The sequence below is a fragment of the Flavobacterium lacus genome (assembly GCF_003268815.1).
Taxonomy (GTDB): domain Bacteria; phylum Bacteroidota; class Bacteroidia; order Flavobacteriales; family Flavobacteriaceae; genus Flavobacterium; species Flavobacterium lacus.
Window position 1 is genome coordinate 337,654 of the sequence record NZ_QLSV01000001.1, and the last position, 20,946, is coordinate 358,599.

17 protein-coding genes are annotated in these 20,946 nt (G+C 36.3%); all 17 read right to left on the reverse strand.

The genetic code is table 11. The features are described from left to right. Positions 1-47: 47 nt before the first annotated feature. The 17 genes from B0I10_RS01545 to typA all read right to left on the reverse strand — a co-directional run bounded on the left by B0I10_RS01545 (position 48) and on the right by typA (position 20,860). Positions 48-1,208 (reverse strand): glycoside hydrolase family 88 protein, encoded by a 1,161-nt coding sequence (locus tag B0I10_RS01545; RefSeq protein ID WP_112084719.1) that lies wholly within the window; start codon positions 1,206-1,208, stop codon positions 48-50. Positions 1,209-1,235: 27 nt separating this feature from the next. Further along, the gene (locus B0I10_RS01550) at positions 1,236-2,195 is read right to left on the reverse strand and encodes a hypothetical protein (protein WP_112084720.1); all 960 of its coding nucleotides are present in this window, start codon (positions 2,193-2,195) and stop codon (positions 1,236-1,238) included. Continuing rightward, a complete protein-coding gene (locus B0I10_RS01555) occupies positions 2,196-3,125 on the reverse strand; it encodes a hypothetical protein (RefSeq protein ID WP_112084721.1) in 930 nt (309 codons plus the stop codon). Positions 3,126-3,130: 5 nt separating this feature from the next. Next, positions 3,131-4,567: an MBOAT family O-acyltransferase gene (locus B0I10_RS01560; protein ID WP_112084722.1), complete on the reverse strand. Its 1,437-nt coding sequence runs from the start codon at positions 4,565-4,567 to the stop codon at positions 3,131-3,133. Positions 4,568-4,572: 5 nt separating this feature from the next. Continuing rightward, complete coding sequence (locus B0I10_RS01565; RefSeq protein ID WP_112084723.1) at positions 4,573-5,817, reverse strand: glycosyltransferase; 1,245 nt, start codon at positions 5,815-5,817, stop codon at positions 4,573-4,575. Continuing rightward, the gene (locus B0I10_RS01570; protein WP_112084724.1) at positions 5,759-6,949 is read right to left on the reverse strand and encodes a glycosyltransferase; all 1,191 of its coding nucleotides are present in this window, start codon (positions 6,947-6,949) and stop codon (positions 5,759-5,761) included. The genes B0I10_RS01565 and B0I10_RS01570 overlap by 59 nt, the downstream gene beginning before the upstream one ends. 1 nt (position 6,950) lies before the next feature. Continuing rightward, on the reverse strand, positions 6,951-8,108 hold the full coding sequence (locus B0I10_RS01575; RefSeq protein WP_112084725.1) for a polysaccharide pyruvyl transferase family protein: 1,158 nt from the start codon (positions 8,106-8,108) through the stop codon (positions 6,951-6,953). Positions 8,109-8,113: 5 nt separating this feature from the next. Next, complete coding sequence (locus B0I10_RS01580; protein WP_112084726.1) at positions 8,114-9,145, reverse strand: glycosyltransferase family 2 protein; 1,032 nt, start codon at positions 9,143-9,145, stop codon at positions 8,114-8,116. Between the two features lie 4 nt (positions 9,146-9,149). Continuing rightward, entirely contained in the window at positions 9,150-10,169 is a 1,020-nt protein-coding gene (locus B0I10_RS01585) for an NAD-dependent epimerase (protein ID WP_112084727.1), read from the reverse strand. A gap of 9 nt (positions 10,170-10,178) precedes the next feature. After that, complete coding sequence (rfbB, locus tag B0I10_RS01590) at positions 10,179-11,225, reverse strand: dTDP-glucose 4,6-dehydratase (RefSeq protein ID WP_112084728.1); 1,047 nt, start codon at positions 11,223-11,225, stop codon at positions 10,179-10,181. A gap of 1 nt (position 11,226) precedes the next feature. Beyond that, positions 11,227-12,504 (reverse strand): nucleotide sugar dehydrogenase, encoded by a 1,278-nt coding sequence (locus B0I10_RS01595; RefSeq protein WP_181456869.1) that lies wholly within the window; start codon positions 12,502-12,504, stop codon positions 11,227-11,229. 10 nt (positions 12,505-12,514) lie between these two features. Then, positions 12,515-13,906 (reverse strand): UDP-glucose 6-dehydrogenase, encoded by a 1,392-nt coding sequence (locus B0I10_RS01600; RefSeq protein ID WP_112084764.1) that lies wholly within the window; start codon positions 13,904-13,906, stop codon positions 12,515-12,517. A gap of 20 nt (positions 13,907-13,926) precedes the next feature. Further along, a complete protein-coding gene (locus B0I10_RS01605) occupies positions 13,927-14,913 on the reverse strand; it encodes an SDR family oxidoreductase (protein ID WP_112084729.1) in 987 nt (328 codons plus the stop codon). Continuing rightward, the gene (locus B0I10_RS01610) at positions 14,913-17,381 is read right to left on the reverse strand and encodes an exopolysaccharide transport family protein (protein ID WP_112084730.1); all 2,469 of its coding nucleotides are present in this window, start codon (positions 17,379-17,381) and stop codon (positions 14,913-14,915) included. The genes B0I10_RS01605 and B0I10_RS01610 overlap by 1 nt, the downstream gene beginning before the upstream one ends. Before the next feature lie 9 nt (positions 17,382-17,390). Next, the gene (locus B0I10_RS01615; protein ID WP_112084731.1) at positions 17,391-18,179 is read right to left on the reverse strand and encodes a polysaccharide biosynthesis/export family protein; all 789 of its coding nucleotides are present in this window, start codon (positions 18,177-18,179) and stop codon (positions 17,391-17,393) included. Positions 18,180-18,244: 65 nt separating this feature from the next. After that, positions 18,245-18,865, reverse strand: a complete 621-nt coding sequence (gene recR, locus B0I10_RS01620) for a recombination mediator RecR (RefSeq protein WP_112084732.1) — start codon at positions 18,863-18,865, stop codon at positions 18,245-18,247. A gap of 198 nt (positions 18,866-19,063) precedes the next feature. Further along, positions 19,064-20,860 (reverse strand): translational GTPase TypA, encoded by a 1,797-nt coding sequence (gene typA / locus B0I10_RS01625; RefSeq protein ID WP_112084733.1) that lies wholly within the window; start codon positions 20,858-20,860, stop codon positions 19,064-19,066. Positions 20,861-20,946: the final 86 nt, after the last annotated feature.

The following is a 20,946-nucleotide window of genomic DNA, read 5'->3' on the forward strand; positions in this document are numbered from 1 at the left end:
AATTTAGGCAAATATACTCTATTGGATTTTAAATTTCATGTCGTTTATTAACTATGCGAAACACACCGCAATGCAAACCCTTGTGTAAAGGGTAAAATATCAAATTCCTGAGAGTGAATACCAATTCCTTTCGTGTCGCCTTGCGAAAAATCGATAGCACCATCTCTACGGGTAACTTTCATCAGGTAGCGAATTGCTTTTTCTGTAGATTGTTTACATTCGATTTCAAGAGAAGAAATAGCAGAAGCATTCATTAAAAACCAAGTCAAGGTAGCAGTGGCGGAAGAATCAGCTTGTGCATTTTCACTCATTACTAACCAACCCCAAGAACCATTTTCCCGTTGAAATTGCATAGCCATTCGGACAAATTGTTCCACCCATTGGGTCATTGCTTGTTTTTTGGGGTGCAATGGGTCTAAAGCTTTCCATGCATCAATCAAACCAATAGCATACCAACCCAAACCTCTACCCCATCCAAAAAGACCTACCGGAAGTTTTGTTTTGGTGGCATAGGTATGGCAGGGGATAAATTGGTTGGGATACATGCCATACGCATTAAATTCTTCCAATTGAGCAATGGCCAAATCAACCGCTTCAGGAACTTGAAACTTTTGACCATATTCAATTAAAAAAGGACAAATAAACCCAATCGTATCCACATAACGGAATTTTTGAGTATGGCGTTTGTATGTCACAGTAGCATGTTCGCCTTTCAGTTCTTGAATCAATTGCCACAAACGGTCATAAGCCGGTTTCAATTGTTGGTGATTTAACCACGGTGTTTGAATGAAAGCATAACCTAATATAACGCCATCGCTTTCGGTAATGGGATGAACCCAATGACCATCGGGTTTGATTTTTCGATTCACATACACATCAATTTGCTGCTTGATGTTTTCCCGTTTAGTTTGTGCATACTGAGCTGTTAAACCTAAAACCAAAGCGGCTTCTTGCCAATGCTGAATGGATTCGCGTTTATAATTGCCTCGTAAAATATCGATGATAATCAATCGGCTATTGTCCGTTAATTTAATAGTAGGTGTTTTTTTTAGCCAGTGTAATGATTTTTGCGTAACAGCAGCTTGCCATTGTTTTGTATCGGTAACCCGACCAATTTTGATACGACTTTGCCACGTAGTGAATTGTGGTATCCAGTCGATAAGCAATACTAAAATAACAAGTGCAATTAGGAGGAGAATAATAATCATGGCTTTCTGTTTAGGTTTGAAAATCTACTACTCAGAAATATTTTTCTCAGGTTGACCTTCGGATGAAATTATCTTTTTTATTTCTATTTCAGAAGTAATTTTTCGTTGTACTACGTGATTAAAGAAGGTGGAAAATTTTCTAGCACCTTTATAATTCAAATGATCAAAATCGCCAAACTCCTGATTGGATAACGGAAAATCAATACAATCCAAAAAAGGTATCGTACTAAAATGCTTTTTCCGAATGGAATCAAATGCTTTTTCATCATACGTTGAACGCAAAATAGGGTGCACAGGTGTTCGGTAGAATATCAATTGAATGTTTTCGTCTTTACACCATTGCACAATTTTTTTTAAATAGGTGAGATTAATTTCAGAAATACCTTTGCCTCTTTCTTTAACCATAGTTTCAATATAATTCACACGAATCAACGAATCTGTTTTTTCACGCTCCAAATAAAGGTAATCACCCCAATAAGTTTCAGGTCTGATTTTACCTCTATACTTCACCAAATCGACCATGTTATTTTTTAAAAGTAATTGCTCTGATTGCAAAACCGCTTTTGGATTCGCTTTCCACAACACTTTTTTTTCTTCCGAATCCATGGCGAAAAAATAAGCAGGATATTTATCATTGATAAACTCGTCGTCAAACGTCCAATCATCCATTTTTTTCTCCAATTGATTATTGGAAAACGACAAGTAAACCGTCCTGATAGTCGGATTAACTTCTATCAGTTTCTTGAGTTTGGCATAAGTATAAAAATAAGCCTCACCACCTTGACTGAGATTTTTGGTATGAGATAGTAAGCTATCGTTCAAACCACATTCCGGTTGCGAATGCCCTAATACTATGTTTTCAATGGAAGTATTAAGTCTATACCGCTCGGGATTTTGCTTTTGCTGAATAATAAAAGAACGAATTCCCACTAATACTAAAAGTAGAAGAACAATGAAAGCTGTACATTTTAGTAGAAAACTTTTCATTTAATTGGAATTAATTGCTTCGTTTAACAATGAGGAATATTTTTTAGCTCCGGTTGCATTTAGATGATCATCATTACTAAAATCCTTTACGATGAAAAGAGGTGAATCCTCGAGGTTTACGTATCTAATTTTTGAATGGGTTATCAAACTATCGATGTATTTCTTTCGATAACTATCTTTTAAAACCAATTTATGATCACGATATGTTTTATATAAAGGAGTTGAAACAATGTAAACTGTAAAGCGCTTTTTAATTGCGTAATCAATCATGAAATCGAGTCTTTTTTTATTACTAATTCTTATTGTTTCTGAATCTTCTTGATGTCTATTTTTTAGTCTTTCTGGGCTATTCCTAAAAATGAGTGTGGAATCATATTTTAAAGGCAAAAAATCATCAATATAATTTTCTTCAACAAAACCAAACTCATTAATTTTTTGCTTTTTAGATGTTCCCTTTAGGGCATTAATTAAATTTTGATTAAAAAAACTAATATTAGACGAATACAATGAAAACTTCTTAATTAGTTTTATAGGATAAACTTGAACTTGATGATACATATAATACCAAGGTAGTCGAAAATAATTTTTATCATTTTCGATATCTAATCGATGATAATCTAATTCAATAATTATGTTCTTTAAACTTTTCATTTTATCAATATAATTAAAGAAAAGTGCAGAATCTAATTGGATATCCTGCGAACCAAATGACAAGTTTGATGTTAAGTTGTCAAAATATTTTGGATTTATACCATTTTGACTATGAGAAGTTCCCAAAACCAGCGTCTCAATTTTATCTATATTTTGTTGTTGAAAATCAGCTTTAATTTTAAAAGCGTTTTCTACATTTCTAAAATAAATTTCCAACCCAACTGCAACAACCACAATCGGTAGAAAAAATATAATCAGTTTTAATGAAAATACTTTCATACATTTTAAAATTGGAAATAAATAAACTCTTGCTCTTTCCCCATAAAGAAGAAAATCAAAAAGATAATCACGTAATAAAAGCCCCAACGCAACGGTCGTTTCCACCTCGAAGCTATTGCTTCAATAGCATATTGCTCTCCTCTTCCTATCCATTCAACCGTCATAAAAAAGGCCAACAAACCAAAAAGGGAAAAGGGAAGAACCGTGGGCACACTCAGTAAACTGGATGTAAATATGCCTTTAATATAACTAAAAGCATGCGTGATGTTGTCTGCTCGAAAGAAAATCCAGGCAAACACAGTTAAACTAAAAGTGGTTAATATAGCCAGAAAATCCCTGGCAGAGGGCAGCAGTCTGCCAATTGCTACTACTTCAAGATTGTGTCTGTTTTTATTGGCAAGTAATAAAGGTAAAAAATACAACGCATTCAAAAATCCCCAAACAATAAAAGTCCAATTGGCTCCGTGCCAAAAACCGCTCACGATAAAGATAATAAATGTATTTCTGATTTTCATGTTCATGCCACCCTGACTGCCACCCAACGGAATATAAAGATAATCCCTAAACCAGGTGGAAAGAGAAATATGCCAGCGACGCCAAAATTCGGCTATATCCCTGGAAAAATAAGGAAAAGCAAAATTGCGCATCAAATCAAATCCAAACAAACGCGAGGTACCAATAGCAATATCAGAATAACCCGAAAAATCACCATAGATTTGGAACGTAAAAAACAACGCTCCCAACACCAAGGTACTTCCGGAATGGGAATCGGAATTGTTAAAAATCATATTGGCATATTCAGCACAATTGTCGGCAATAACAATTTTTTTGAATAATCCCCATAAAATTTGACGCAAACCATCAACGGCAAGCGTAGAATTAAACACTCTTTTTTTATAAAATTGAGGTAATAAATGAGTCGCTCGTTCGATAGGACCGGCAACTAACTGGGGAAAGAAACTCACAAAAGCAGCAAAAGCAACAAAATCTTTAGTAGGTTCTAATTTTCGTCGATACACATCAATCGAGTAACTCAAGGTTTGAAACGTATAAAAACTAATTCCAACCGGAAGGATAATGTTGAGCATACCGGCTTTAATTGGCATTCCAAAAAAGGTAAATGCAGTAATAAAATTATCTAAAAAGAAATTATAATATTTAAAAAAGCCAAGAAAACCAAGGTTGACAACAATACTAATCCAAAGTAAAATTTTCCGCTTGGTGAGGTTTTCTTGCTTCAAGAGCCCTACCCCAACCAGATAATCAACTAAAGTGCTAAAAAGTATCAACGACAGAAAACGAGTGTCCCACCAACCATAAAAAACATAACTGGCTACCACAATCAATAAATTTTGCAACTTTAAGTTACGGTTAGTCACAAACCAATACAGTATAAAAACGATTGGTAAAAAAAGGGCAAAATCAATGGAATTGAACAACATATTTTTTATTTTTCAATTAGATTATATAAAATTTTTAACTCTTGCTCGTTGTCAATTTGACAAGTACTTAAATTGCGTTTTAGCTGTACACCAATCTCATCATTTTCAAGTAGTTGTATGATTCCTTCGGCAATGGCTTCAGCGTTCAAATCAACAATGTAGCCATTCTCAAGATGCGTCAGTTGGTCGGAAACCGTTGGAAAATTAGTAGCTAAAATAATTTTTTGAAGAATTTTAGCTTCTTCGGTAGCACGTGATTTCCCCTCAAATCGAGAGGTTTGAGCATAAATCGAAGCTTTTTGTAAATAGGGATAAGGGTTTTCCTTTTGACCGATTAAAAAGAAATGATCCGCAAGTTGCAAAGCATTAATTTGCTGTTGCAATTCGTTTCGCAAACTTCCTTCGCCCAAGATAAACCACCGAAGAGCATAGCCCCTTTGAACCAAAAGAGAACAAGCGGCTATGGCCAGATCAAATCCTTTTTGAGGATACAATCGCCCGACAGAAACAATAGTGATTCCTGAAAAATCCTCTTGAATCGGTTCTTCTGCCATCACCTTAATGGTTTCCAATGAAAAAACACTTTGCATCGTTCCGATATGAATAGGTAAATCGGAAAAAAGTTTGTGCAAAATGGCTTCGCAGGACTTGGAAACAGTTAACAAAGCGGTTAATTGTTTAAAATAAGGTCGATCCAAGGCAGGATCCATGCCCAATTTTGCATAGTCATTTCGAATAAAAGCAATTTTTTTAGTAGAAGTAACTTTATCAACATTATAGCAATTTGGAATATTTTCGAGATAACTGATGGCTACATCATAAGTTTGAGGAAGCTTTGGTAAACAAGTACGTAAAACTCTCCATAATTTCTGATCTTTGATTGTCGGAACCGGTTCATTCTTAACATAGAAAAAATAAACCAAACGAGCCAAAACAATATCCAACCGAAATCTGGTTAAACTTTCTAAAAGGGCTGTTTTGATTGACATATCAAAATAGGCAATCTCTTGAGGAGCCGGCAACAATTGAACTTCCTTGGGTAATTTTTTTAAAAACACTCCCTCATTTTTCATCAAGAGCAAATCCACATCATACTTTTGATAATCAAAGACTTGTAGTAGCGAAACAAGCGCATTTTCTGCTCCGCCACAATTAAGGTTGTTAATGATAAAAAGTATTTTCTTCTTTGTTTTAGTCATGAATAAGTGCGTATAATTTTTCGATTTCAAGTTCAGAATCGATCTGTTCATGTGACAAATTTAATACTAAATCGCTCTGAATGGATTTATTTTGATAGAGTTTAAAAATTTCTTCTGCCAAACCCTGCGGATCCATGGGCGAAATAATACCATTTTTCAAATGAACAATTTGGTCTTTGGCAGTGGAAAAGTCGGTAACAACAATGGGTTTTTGAAGAATCTTTGCTTCATCAATAGCGATCGATTTGCCTTCATAACGAGAGGGTTGCACGTAAAAGGTTGAATTTTTCACAAAAGGATAGGGATTGGCTTGCAGGCCCAAAAACAAAAAGCGATTTTGCAGACCGTAAGCGGTGACTTTTTCTGCCAAGTTGTGGCGTTCGTTGCCATCACCAATCAAAAGCCATTGAACGTCAAGCCCTTTTTGAACCAAAAGTTGACAGGCTTCTACAGCCATATCGCAGCCTTTCTCATGGCTAAGTCGAGCCACGGTAATAATGGTAAACAGTGTCCAATCCAATTCTACAGCAGGCTTATCTGCGGCTAATTGACGAATCAATTGAGCTGAAACAATGTTGTGAATAGTTTTAAATTTGTGTGGTAAGTTGGGAAAATTGACTTGAAGATCTAATTCACATTCGTGGGAAACCGTAACGACAAAATCCATTCTTGAAAAGTAAGGCAAATCAAAGGAGGGTTGCATCCCTGACTTGGAATAATTCGTATGAATCCAGCCTATTATTTGGGTAGCGTTCACACGGTCAACAGTATAATAATTGCAAGATTTTTCCATAAACCCGATAGCGACATCATAGTTTTTTTCTTGCATCGGAATGGCTTTTCGCAAGTTTTTCCAAGAAGATTGTTCTGCAAAACCGGTGTTGCTAATCAATTTATTTTTAAGTGAATAGACGATGCGATGAAAAATCAAAGCTATTTTGCCTGATTTCAAAAAAGTAAGGCAAGAATTCACTAAACCGCTGGTAAAATCAGCATAATTACCCTGAATCGTGAGAACATTAACCTGTTTCGGTATACTGGAAAAAAATAATCCTTTGGGCTGAAAAGCTAAAAGATCAACTTCATAGCTGTCAAAATCAATCGTATTGAGCAGATTAACGAGGCCTTTTTCCCCGCCACCGGCATCCAAAGAAGGAATGACAAACAGCAATTTTTTTTTCATGTTAAAGTATTTCGGCTAAATATTCACCAGCTTTGTAAGACATCGCTTTAATTTCAGGTATTTTTTTAGTTAACAATTCACGGAGCTCTAACTCATCGCGTTGTAACTCTTCAAACTTCTGAATTAATTTTTGAGTATCAGCTATTTCGGTAATGCCTAAAACCAATCGCTCTGCTCCGAAAATATCTCTCGCAATTCCTTTTGATTTTACACTATAACCCAATACCATGGTAGGCACATGATTAGAATAAGCGGCAATGGTGGCGTGTGTTCTTGCCCCAATAAAAAATCGCATTCGGGCAATATAGCCTTTGTATTGAATCGCATTCAAATGGTCCGGCAACAAAATAACCCGGTTTGTAGATTTGAAATGATGGTAAAATTCTTGTAAAATTTCATTATCGTTATTCCCGTTAATCATAACGTGAGGCGTTAGAGCTACAGTCATAGTAGTGGTATCCAAAATATGTTGAATCAATTGGATAGAAGCTTCTTTAGACGCTTTATTTCGTTTATACACTAACGGACTGTAATTAAACCCAAGTGTATTACCTTCTTGCCAACCTTCCGGTAAAGGAAGCTCTTCTTTCTCCATCGTAAAAGCACCATCGGCACACAGTTTTACGTTTTGGATGCCTTTTTCAATAAGGTTTTGATATGTCAATGTCTCTCGAACGAGCAATAAATCAAACGATTTTAAATCGGTTACTTTAGCAGGTGATAAATCTTCACTACCAATAGAAGCTCCCCAAAGAATTAATTTTTTACCGGCTTTTTTAACTTGTCTGTCCACTTCATACAACCAAGGTTGCTCACCATAACAATAATTATCTCCTCCGATGGATAAAAATACGTCATGGGTAGGGATATGTTTAAAAATCTTTTGGTAAATAATTCGAATCGCATAATTTTCATTGCCAAACAACTTTACATTAAGCAAACTAACAAACCATTCTAAGCTATATTTTTTGATTTCCACTCGGCTATCGTCAAATAAATTTGTAAGGCCGGGCATATTTTTGTCTGACTCAAAATCTTGAGACAGCAAACTGATTTCGGCATTGGGAATATACTTTTTGATGATGGGAATACCCGATCGAACAATAGCTTCACATCCTCTGTTTTTACTTCCTCCGTGGAAAAATAGTAGAATTTTCATAGTTTTTATTTTTTATTTCTAAAAGCACTATATCGAACAGCTAATAATAGTGCGATTACGCTTTTATTTTTGATGCTCTTCAAAAGAAACTGTTGGTAACTTGATTTATGTTGAAGCAGTAATTTTTCATAGTTGAGAATGGAATTTTGTACGGTGGAATGGGTAATCATCTTTTTGACATACCGCATTCCGTACTTCAAAGAAATCGATGGATTAGGTTCCAGATAAATATTGATATAAGAAAGTACATTCTCAACTAAACGAATCGAACGCCATTCTTCAAGTCGCTCACGATGATAAGTGGTATTTAAAATCGTTTCATAATCAAAATCATAAACTTCCAAGGCACGATTAAAATAGTCTTTTTTGGATAAATCACGTGTAGCACTCCCATCAACTTCTTTGTAAAGGTAGCCACTATAATTCGTAAAATAAACATTTTGGGCGTTGTTAAATGCAAGAATATTAAAAATACCATCCTCACCTAGTGCAACACCAACTGGAAATGTAATGGCATAGTGGTGAAGTAATTTTTTTTTATAAAATTTATTCCAGCATGTATTTAAAGAACTGTTTTGAATAAAAGTAGGTAGCAAAACAGCATTTATATAACTTTTATCCAATACTTTTTCAGCAGGAACAGATGACTTAACGTGTATAATGTGACCACCTTGCTCTCGCTTAAAATTTGAAACAACAATATCAACATGATGTTGAACGGCTAAGGTATAAAGTTGTTCAAAAAAATCAGGAGCTATAGTATCATCAGCATCCACAAAACCGATATAATTACCTTGAGCTAGCGCAATTCCGTTATTTCGGGCAACACTCACGCCTTGATTATCCTGATTAACAAGGATAATCCGCGAATCAGTGGCTTGATAAGAGGCTATTATCTGTGAACTTGTATCCCGGGAACCATCATTGACAAAAATAAACTCAAGCTCAGGAAGGGTTTGACGTAAAAGGGAGTCGATACAAGCGGTAAGGTGCTTTTCGGCATTATAAACAGGTATGATGACGGAGACTTTTACCATTTTTCTATTTTGAATAATATTCCTTGTACCAAGCTACAAAAGCTTTTACTCCCTGATCAACAGGGGTGTTGGGTGTATAATCAAAATCTTCAATCAAATCGTCCACATCAGCCCAAGTCCGTTCTACATCTCCGGGTTGCATCGGCAACATTTCTTTGATGGCTTTTTTACCGGTTGCTTCTTCGATAGCTTCTATAAAATCAAGTAGTTTGACCGGTTTACTGTTTCCGATATTATATAAACTATAGGGTTTTGAAATGGTGTTTTTTTCAAAACCATTCGTGATATTGACAATACCGCCAACGATATCATCAATATAAGTAAAATCACGGGAAAGATTGCCGCCGTTAAACACTTGAATCGGACGGTCATTTAAAATAGCATCGGTAAACAAAAACATCGCCATATCCGGTCGGCCCCAAGGCCCATAAACGGTAAAGAAACGCAAACCAACAGTCTGAATACCGAATAAATGACTATAGGTATGAGCCATTAATTCATTGGCTTTTTTAGTGGCAGCGTATAAACTAATGGGATGATCTACATGGTCATACACCGAAAAAGGTATTTTTTCATTCAAGCCATAAACACTGGAACTACTGGCATAGATTAATTTTTTAACGCCATGATTCCGACAACTTTCCAGAATAGATAAAAATCCGGTGATATTGCTATCAACATATTGAAAAGGTTGTTCTAAACTAAATCGCACCCCGGCTTGAGCGGCCAAATTGCAAACTAAATCAAATTGCTCAGTGGCAAAAAGATGGTCTACCCCTTCTTTATCTTCCAGGCTTAGTTGGATGAATTGACAGCTATTTCCATGAATGGAACTCACAATCAATTCACTTGGTTTAATAGCCGTTTGATCAAAGCCTAACTGAGCTAAACGGCCAAACTTTAAAGTAACATCATAATAGTCATTGAGGTTGTCCAACCCAACTACATTGTACCCTTTGGCGAGATACTGCTCGCATAAGTGGTACCCGATAAAACCGGCTGCTCCTGTAACTAATAGCTTCATTTTTCCTGTTTAAGAATATTGTTTCTGGTAATACTGTTGGTATTCACCTGAAGTGACGTGTTGCAGCCACTTTTCATTACTCAAATACCAATCGATGGTTTGTTCTAAACCTTCTTCAAAGGTAACGGAAGGTTCCCATCCGAGTTCGTTTTGTATTTTAGAGGCATCAATCGCATACCGCAAATCGTGCCCGGGTCTGTCTTTCACATAAGAAATCAATTGTACCGAGGTTCCGGCGGAACGACCTAACTTTTCATCCATTTTTTGGCAAAGCAATTGAACCAAATCAATGTTCTGCCATTCGTTAAAACCACCAATATTATAGGTTTCATGATTTTTACCTTGGTGAAAAACCAAATCAATCGCAATAGCATGATCGATCACATACAACCAATCCCGGGTATATTTTCCATCGCCATAAACAGGCAAAGGCTTATGGTTGATAATATTATGGATGAATAACGGAATAAGCTTTTCGGGAAAATGATTTGGCCCATAATTATTAGAACAATTCGTAATCACATAAGGCAAACCATACGTTTCGCCATAAGCACGGACAAAGTGATCTGAACTCGCTTTGGAAGCCGAATAGGGAGAATTGGGATCATAGGGCGTAGTCTCGGTAAACAAACCCGTTGCTCCTAACGAGCCATAAACTTCATCGGTAGAAATGTGATAAAACCGTTTGCCTTCCAAATGGTCCTTCCAAATGGTTTTGGCGGCATTCAGTAAATTCATCGTGCCAAAAACATTTGTTTTAACAAAGGATAACGGATCGGTGATAGAACGATCAACATGCGATTCGGCAGCCAAATGGACGACACCCTCAAATTGATGTTGTTGAAAAAGTGCATTGATAAAATCAACGTCCGTGATATCGCCTTTTATAAAGGTATAATTAGGTAAATGCTCGATATCCGATATATTTTCTAAATTCCCGGCATAAGTAAGTGCGTCCAAATTATAGATTTCATAAGTTGGATACTGAGTTACAAATCGTCTGACAACGTGCGAACCAATAAAACCGGCTCCTCCGGTGATTAGAATTTTTTTCATATTATAATTTTCCGTCTGCTTGTGTTGTTAAAATTCCTTTTACATCATACACAATCGCTTTTTCTTTTTTCAATTTATCAAAATCCAGCGAAAGAAATTCATTATGGGCAACACCTAAAACAACACCGTCGTATTTCTCGTCCTTCAGTTCTGTCGACGTTATTAAATTATATTCGTGTTTTACTTCAGCCGGATTAGCCCAGGGATCATAAATAGAAACAGCTATACCATAATCAGCCAAAGCTCTAATAACATCAACAATTTTGGTGTTACGCACATCGGGACAATTTTCTTTAAACGTAATGCCAAGCATTAATAATTTTGCTTTGTTTACGGTGATATTCTTTTTGATCATTAGTTTGACAACCTGAGAAGCCACATAATCACCCATGCTGTCGTTCATGCGTCGTCCGGCTAAGATAATCTCCGGATGATAACCCGCTTCTTGTGCTTTTTGAGCCAAATAATAAGGGTCAACCCCAATACAATGACCGCCCACTAACCCCGGTTTAAAAGGAAGAAAATTCCATTTAGTACCGGCCGCTTCCAACACCGCTTGGGTGTCAATATTTAATATATTGAAGATTTTAGCCAATTCATTCACAAAAGCAATATTGATATCGCGTTGCGAATTTTCGATTACTTTGGCTGCCTCGGCTACTTTGATAGTGGGAGCTAAATGCGTCCCGGCAGTAATAACCGATTGGTATAATTCATTTACTTTAATCCCTATTTCTGGCGTAGAACCGGCTGTTACTTTTAATATTTTATCTACGGTATGTTCTTTATCTCCCGGATTGATTCGTTCCGGAGAATAACCGGCAAAAAAATCTTCGTTAAATTTCAGTCCGCTTATTTTCTCCAAAACAGGAACACACTCCTCTTCGGTCACCCCCGGATAAACGGTAGATTCATAAATAACGATGTCGCCTTTTTTCAACACTTTCGCAACCGTTTCGCTGGACTTATACAAAGGCGTTAAATCAGGTCGATTATTTCGGTCTACCGGAGTAGGAACCGTAACCACATAATAATTACAATCTTTGATAGAATCGATAGCAGTAGAACAAAATAAACCATTTTCTGTCAAGGGTTCGTTGCTAAGTACTGCTTTCAACATAGCACTGTCCACCTCAAGCGTATGATCTATCCCTTGATTCAAATCATCCACCCGTGTTTGGTTAATATCAAATCCAACCACAGAGTACTTAGTAGCAAATAACCTTGCCAAGGGAAGTCCAACATAACCCAATCCAATTACTCCTATTTTAATACGCATAGTTTCTCTTTTATGATCCGATGGTTTGGTATTTAAAGCCAATTCGGGTTAACTTTTCTTTGTCTAATAAATTTCTGCCGTCAAAAATAAAAGCGGGTTTGTTCATGTGGGCATAAATTTTTTCCCAATCATAACCTTTAAATTCATCCCATTCGGTCAAAATGGCAATCGCGTGAGCATCTTTGCAGGCTTCATACGGATCGTTAAAGGTCTGAATCCCTTTTTCATTTTCTTGAGAAGGACGGGTTTGTAAATAATTTAAATCAGAAATAATTTGTGTGTGTTCTACTTTGGGATCATACACGGCCAATTTTGCTTGTTCAAAAAGCAAATCGTTCGCCACGTAAATAGCCGCAGATTCCCGCGTATCGTTGGTGTCTTTTTTAAAGGCCCAGCCCAAAAAGGCAATTTTCTTATCGGCAACCGTATTATAAAGTGTACAAACAATATTCTTGGCAAACCGAGTTTTTTGATGGTCATTCATAATAATTACTTGCTCCCAATAATCAGCTACTTCGTGAAGGCCGTATGATTTGGCAATATAAACCAAATTCAAAATATCTTTTTGAAAACAAGAACCACCAAAACCAACCGATGATTTTAAGAACTTCGGACCAATTCGGCTATCCATACCGATCGCTCTGGCAACTTCATTCACGTCGGCACCGGTTTTTTCACACAACTCAGAAATAGAATTAATCGAAGAAACCCGTTGGGCTAAAAAAGCATTAGCAACCAATTTAGATAGCTCAGAAGACCAAACATTAGTGGTTAAAATGCGCTCTTTGGGTACCCAATTCGCGTAAATGTCTACCAAAGCCTGAATAGCTTTTTCACCTTCCGGAGTAGTTTCGCCACCAATCAAAACGCGATCCGGGCTAAACAAATCCTCAACCGCAGTGCCTTCGGCTAAAAATTCAGGATTAGATAGAATTTGATACTTCACCCCATTGCCGGTATTTTGCAAAATACTCTTAATCGCCTCGGCGGTTCGCACCGGCAGTGTCGATTTTTCAACTACAATTTTATCCGTTGTAGAAACACGGGCAATTTGACGGGCACACAATTCAATGTATTTTAAATCGGCCGCCAACCCTTTTCCGGAACCATAGGTTTTAGTGGGCGTATTCACAGAAATAAAAATCATTTCCGCTTCTGCAATGGCTTCATCTACAGCAGTAGAGAAAAATAAATTTCTACCACGTGCTTCGGCCACAACCTCACTCAAACCGGGTTCATAAATAGGGATATTATCCACATTCGGGTCGTTCCATAAAGCAATGCGTTGTTCATTTAAATCAACTACAGTAACTTGTATATGCGGACACTTTTGAGCAATGACAGCCATCGTAGGACCTCCTACATAACCGGCACCAATGCAACAAATTTTTGTAATTTTCATGCTATATAAATTTATCTTTTCTACTTTAAATTGTTCCAATACCAATCAACCGCCTCTTTTAATCCATCGGCAAAAGAAAACGTTGGTTGGTAACCTAACAAACGGTTCGCTTTTTCCACACTGGCCAAGGAATGCGGTATATCACCCACTCGGGGCGGCCCATAAACAATAGGGACGTCAGCAATCATCGGATCGTATACCGCTAAATAGTCCCGCAACAAATGCACCATCTGATTCAACGTAGTACGATCACCAAAAGCCGTATTATACACCGTATTCACCGCTTTTGGATGAGTAGTCAACAAGGCCAATTCATTAATTTGAACCACATTGTCAATATACGTAAAATCCCTTGAAAACAAACCATCACCGTTAATCACCGGACTTTCGTGTTGCATCAACTGCATCACAAATTTGGGTATCACCGCAGCATAAGCCCCATTCGGGTCTTGTCGTTTTCCAAACACATTAAAATAACGAAGTCCAATCGTTTCCATTCCATACGTTCGGCTAAAGATTTCGGCATACAATTCATTCACATATTTAGTAACCGCATAAGGAGACAAAGGTTTACCAATAACATCTTCCACTTTTGGCAACGCAGCAGAATCACCATACGTGGAAGAACTTGCGGCGTAAACAAAACGTTTAACCCCGGCATCTCGTGCGGCAACAAGCATATTTAAAAACCCGGAAACATTTACATCGTTAGAAGTAATCGGATCCTGAATAGAACGTGGCACCGAACCTAGTGCCGCTTGATGCAAAACATAATCAACCCCATCCACCGCCTTTTGACAAGTAGATAAATCGCGAATATCCCCCTCAATAAAAGTAAAATTCGGATTTACCAAAAAAGGAGTGATGTTGTGACGATGCCCGGTGGCAAAATTGTCCAAACAAACCACTTTGTGTCCAATACCTAAAAAATATTCACACAAATTAGAACCAATAAAACCAGCTCCACCCGTTACTAAAACAGTATATTTATCTTTAGATTGATTCATTATTTTTTAAAATATTTTCTTACTTTACCAACAAGTGTTTTAGGTTTTTCATCTTCACCATAGGCATTGGTATAATTCCCATAAATATAGCTGTAGCCATACCCGTAGCCATACCCGTAGCCATAACCGGTTCCATACTTCGCTCTGTTTTCAAAACCATTAAAAACAATACTTACATTTTTCAATTCTTCCCGTTGCACCCTGTTATTCAATAAATTAATCATCTCCTTTTTGGTGTAATTTTGACGAACAATGTATAAAGTTACGTCAGCATAAGGAGCCAACTCAATAGCATCGGCAACCAATCCAACAGGAGGCGTATCTAAAATGATGTAATCATAACGCTCTTTAAGGTTAATCATCAATTGATCCATCGATTCACCAATCAATAATTCAGATGGATTGGGAGGAACCGGACCAGAGGTTATAACATCTAAAAAGGGTATATGTGTGTGTTGAATTACCTCATCTAACGTTTTTTGACCTACTAAATGATTAACAACACCAATATCATTTTTAATATTAAAATCATCAAATATTTTAGGCTTCCGTAAATCCAAACCAACAATCACTGTTTTTTTCTCACTTAAGGCAAAAACAGTGGCAATATTAATCGAACAGAATGTTTTTCCTTCGCCACTAATGGAAGAAGTCAACATCAATGTTTTAGAACCCTCTATTTTCTGCTTTTTATACATGAATTGAAGAGAGGAACGAATGGCCCTAAACGACTCAGAGAGCGAAGACTTTTGCTTTTCAAAGACCGCTAAATTCGATTTTGTTTGCTTCATCCCGATAATTCCGATAATAGGAATAGTCGTTAACTTACTGATATCTTCCGCATTCAACACCGTATTTTCCAAAAAGAAAATAACAAACACAGCTATCAAAGGAATAAAAAGACCGAGAAAAAAAGCTAGTACATAATTAACCTTGGTGTTTGGACCAATTTGTCCCGCACCAATATCTTTGGCTGGATCAATAAAATGAACATCCGCTAAATTGGCTGCTTTTACAATATTTGCCTCATTACGTTTACTCAAGAAGCTGGTAAAAATAGTATTGTTTAAGTCATATTTCCTGGAAATTTTTAAAATTTCCTGCTCATCTACAGGCAACTGACTGATTTCTGATTCGGCTTGATTTAATTTCGTATTAACAAGAGATAAATCGTACTCTAAAGAGGATTTTGCCGATTTTATATTTTCCAACAACACACTTTTTAACGCGTCCATTTGCACGTCAAAATCCTTAAACATTTTTTGGTTTTTTACCAAATAAGGTTTTTGAGCTCGTTCTGTTGATAAATTAATGATTTTGGAAACATTTTGTGCGATATTAGGGTCATCAATACCGGCAACAGAAGGTGCAGGTAGTTTGGAAAAATCTACACTATTAACTAAATAATTTTGTAAAGATTTATAATAGGCAATTTTTCGGTTGATACCGTCTTTTTCTACTTCATAGGCTAAAATTTTAGCCGAAATTTGACTTCCTCCCGTGTTAATTTGATAATAATTTTTATTTTTCGAGAAGTTCTTTAACTCGTTTTCATTGTCTTTTAATTTGTCTTCCATTGCTAGTAAAGTACTGTCGATAAAAGCAATAGTGTTGGTCGCAAATTGATTTTTACGATCCAACTGATTTTTAACGATGGTTTTAACGGTTTCATTCAAAAAAACCACCAATCGATTTTTATTCGTTCCCTCTAAACTTAATTTGATAATAGATTGTGCATTTTTATCAATCGTAGTTTTTATACTTCTATATTTGGTAACTGTTTCGTCAAATTTATTAAACTTTATAAAATATTCTTGACCAATGTAATTGCCAATAAAATCTGCCTTTTCTAACTTTATATTCAAAAAAGGTAAGTGAATAGGTTGGTTAAAATTAAAACGTTTTGTAAATGTTCCACTACTTACTCCCTTGCGGGTAGAAGAATTTGTGCCGTATAAAAAAGTTTCCGCTTGTTCCTCTTCAAAGATTACGCTTACTTCGTAGGCGGTTTCAGATACAAACTTAATACCAATTAAAGTCTTTAATAACTGAGGCTCGTTTTTATCTATAATCACTTTAAAGGGCACAGAACCATAAACATCCATCAGGTAATAGTCTCCTTTTTTGAGATAATCAAGATAAAAGTCCAATTTATCCACAACCACCTCATTGTGAGACCTTGATTTTAAGGTGGATGCTAAACTTTGAACCTGATCGGATGTGCCTCCCCAATTAAAGACCAAACTAGTGTTGGAGGTAAAAAAGGGATTACTCTCCTCTTTAATAGAGATGATGGTATCTAATTCATAGATTTTTTCTTTTCGAATATTCACATTATAGGCAATAAGAAAAGCAACGATCCAGCTCATGATAAACCATTTCCAGTAACCGGCTAGCTTTATAATAAAGCCCTTTATATCAAACTTAATTTGGTTTTCAAAAAGTGTAAAATCTTTAGACTCGAGCATGTTTTTAAATTATAAGCGTGATAAAACAATGATAGAGGTAACCAATGACAAGGCCGAAATAATGGTGGTCAACGTTTGAATACCGGTAGTTCCTGTTCCCCAAGATTTTTGTTTTAACGGATTAATCAGTATAAAATCATTGGGTTGCATGTAGTAATAAGGAGACTCCAAAGCCTTTCTATCCAGTAGGTTGATGGTGTGCATTTCAACCCCATGTGGGTATTGTCTGATGATAAGAACATTCTTTCGGTCACCGGTCATGGTGATATCGCCTGAATTTGAAATGGCATCCATGATGGTTGCTCTTTCGTTATAAATTATATTGGTTCCCGGATTTCTAACTTCACCATTAATGGTGTAACGAATTCCTGCTAATTTTACTGTAACAAACAAATCGGCCTCTGCGTTAAAATACTCTTCTAGTAATCGTTTTTCTATCTCAATACGGATTTCTTCTGTTGTATTCCCTAAAACTTTTACTTGACCCAGTACCGGTATCCGAATATTTCCATGATCATCAACATTAAAACCGTCGAAAAACAGAGTCTGTTCGTTTACTATATTACGATTCCCTTCGGAAACTTTAAACATTTCTGTTAAGGTAGCATCGATGGTTTTTATATTAACAACTAAGATATCGTTACTTTGAATACGGTAAGGTTTCTTGACAAGTTCACTCATGACCAACGTATCATTTTGATCTTCTGTGTTTTGCAAATACTTTAAATCTTTGGTAGGCACACACGATACCGTCAGGAGAAAAAGTGAAAACAAGTATAGTAAATACGTTTTATTCATTTTAATTTTTTTTTGCCAACAAATATAGTTTTTCCTTTAGAATATAAAAATAAGACAATCAATTATTAACTGCTTTTCATCGTGTTTTCAAATGGAATGCGATTCAAGATACTTCTTCCTAACGTTATTTCGTCTGCATACTCCAATTCGTCTCCCACTGAAATTCCTCTTGCAATGGTAGAGGTCTTCACTTCATACTGTTGGATTTGCCTGAAAATATAAAAATTAGTAGTATCGCCTTCCATCGTAGAACTTAACGCAAAGATAACTTCAGCCACTCTTCCTGAACTCACTTTCTCAACCAAGGTGACAATATTCAACTGGCTTGGTCCTACTCCATCAATCGGCGAAATTTTTCCGCCCAATACATGATAAATACCTTTAAATTGCCCTGTATTTTCAATGGCCATCACATCACGAATATCCTCTACTACGCAAACAATCTGGTGATTCCGTTTTTCATTGCAACAGATTTCACAAAGTTCAACATCAGAAATATTATGACAACTTTTGCAGTACTGCACCTCATTTCGCATGGTTTGAAGTGATTCTGCCAAAAATTGGGTTTGTTCCTTGGGTTGTTTCAGCAAATGCAATACCAAACGAAGGGCTGTACGCTTACCTATTCCCGGTAATTGTGCCATTTCGTTCACCGCTTTTTCCAATAATTTTGAAGAAAATTCCATTGCAACAAAAATACATTTTTCAATTGTAACACTTTAACATTTATCACGAAAGTTTTTTTAATAGCGTAGGATTGCTATAAAAATTCATTTAAAGCAACAAATTACACGAATTGACACTAATCAATTCGTGTAAATTCGTGCAATTCGTGGCTAAAATAAACATAAAAAAATCCCGATTTTCATCGGGATTCAAATCAATTATATTTTAAAACGTTTTCTATCGTTTTCTGTCAAATAAATTTTTCTCAAACGAATCGATTTCGGAGTAACCTCAACATACTCATCTTTTTGAATGTATTCCAACGCTTCTTCTAATGAGAAAATAATCGGTGGAATAATTCTTGCTTTTTCATCATTTCCGGATGAACGAACGTTCGACTGTTTTTTCTCTTTCGTTACGTTTACACTCATATCATCCCCACGAGAATTTTCGCCAATTACCTGACCTTCGTAAATTTCGGTATTTGGTTCAACAAAAAACTTACCGCGATCTTGCAATTTATCAATAGAGTAAGGAATAGCTTTTCCTTTTTCCATAGAAATTAATGACCCTTTGTTACGTCCGGCAATTTCACCTTTGTAAGGTTCGTAGCCAATGAAACGATGTGCCATAATAGCCTCACCTGCAGTAGCAGTAAGCAATTGATTACGTAATCCAATAATGCCACGTGATGGAATATTAAATTTTACAATCATACGTTCACCTTTCGTTTCCATAGAAAGCATTTCGCCTTTACGTTGAGTAACGAACTCAACCGCTCTACCGGAAAGAGTTTCCGGTAAATCAATGGTTAATTCCTCAATCGGCTCACATTTTTGACCATCAATTTCTTTGATGATAACTTGTGGTTGACCAATTTGTAACTCATACCCTTCTCTTCGCATGGTTTCAATAAGAACAGATAAGTGAAGTACGCCACGACCAAAAACCATAAACTTATCAGCAGAATCCGTTTCACCTAACTTCATCGCTAAGTTTTTCTCTAATTCTTTAGTTAAACGGTCTCTAATGTGACGAGAAGTGACAAATTTACCTTCTTTTCCAAAGAAAGGAGAATCATTAATAGTAAACAACATACTCATCGTAGGCTCATCGATGGCGATAGTTTGCAACGCTTCCGGATTTTCATAATCAGCAATAGTATCGCCAATTTCAAATCCTTCTACACCTACAATCGCACAAATATCTCCGGCGATAACTTCGGTTACTTTTTTACGTCCAAGACCTTCAAAAGTGTGTATTTCTTTAATTCTGGATTTAAGCACTTTACCATCTCTTTTTACCAAAGAAATTGGCATTCCTTCTTTCAAAACACCTCTTTCTAAACGACCAATCGCGATACGTCCTGTAAAAGAAGAGAAATCTAAAGAAGTAATTAGCATTTGTGGAGTTCCTTCCGATACTTTAGGAGCCGGTACATTAGCAACAACCATATCCAATAGGGCTTCCACATTATCCGTTACGTTTTCCCAATGATCAGACATCCAATTATTTTTAGCTGAACCATAAACGGTTGGAAAATCCAACTGCCATTCTTGAGCACCTAATTCAAACATTAAATCGAAAACTTTTTCGTGCACTTCTTCCGGAGTACAGTTTTCTTTATCTACTTTATTGATTACAACACACGGTTTTAGACCTAAATCGATGGCTTTTTGCAATACAAAACGCGTTTGTGGCATGGGTCCTTCAAAAGCATCGACTAACAAGCAAACACCGTCTGCCATATTCAATACACGCTCTACTTCACCACCAAAATCGGCGTGACCCGGTGTGTCTATAATGTTGATTTTTGTACCTTTATACTGAACCGAAACATTCTTAGAAGTGATCGTAATTCCACGTTCACGCTCTAAATCGTTGTTGTCTAAGATTAAATCACCTGCGTTTTCGTTTTCACGAAAAAGCTGACAGTGATACATAATTTTGTCAACCAAAGTAGTTTTACCGTGGTCAACGTGGGCAATAATTGCAATGTTTCTAATTGATTCCATCTGTTATTTTTTCAGGGTGCAAAGGTACACTTTATTTCTACATAAAAAACTTTTGGTTAAAACATTGAGCGATTTAACGTTAGGGT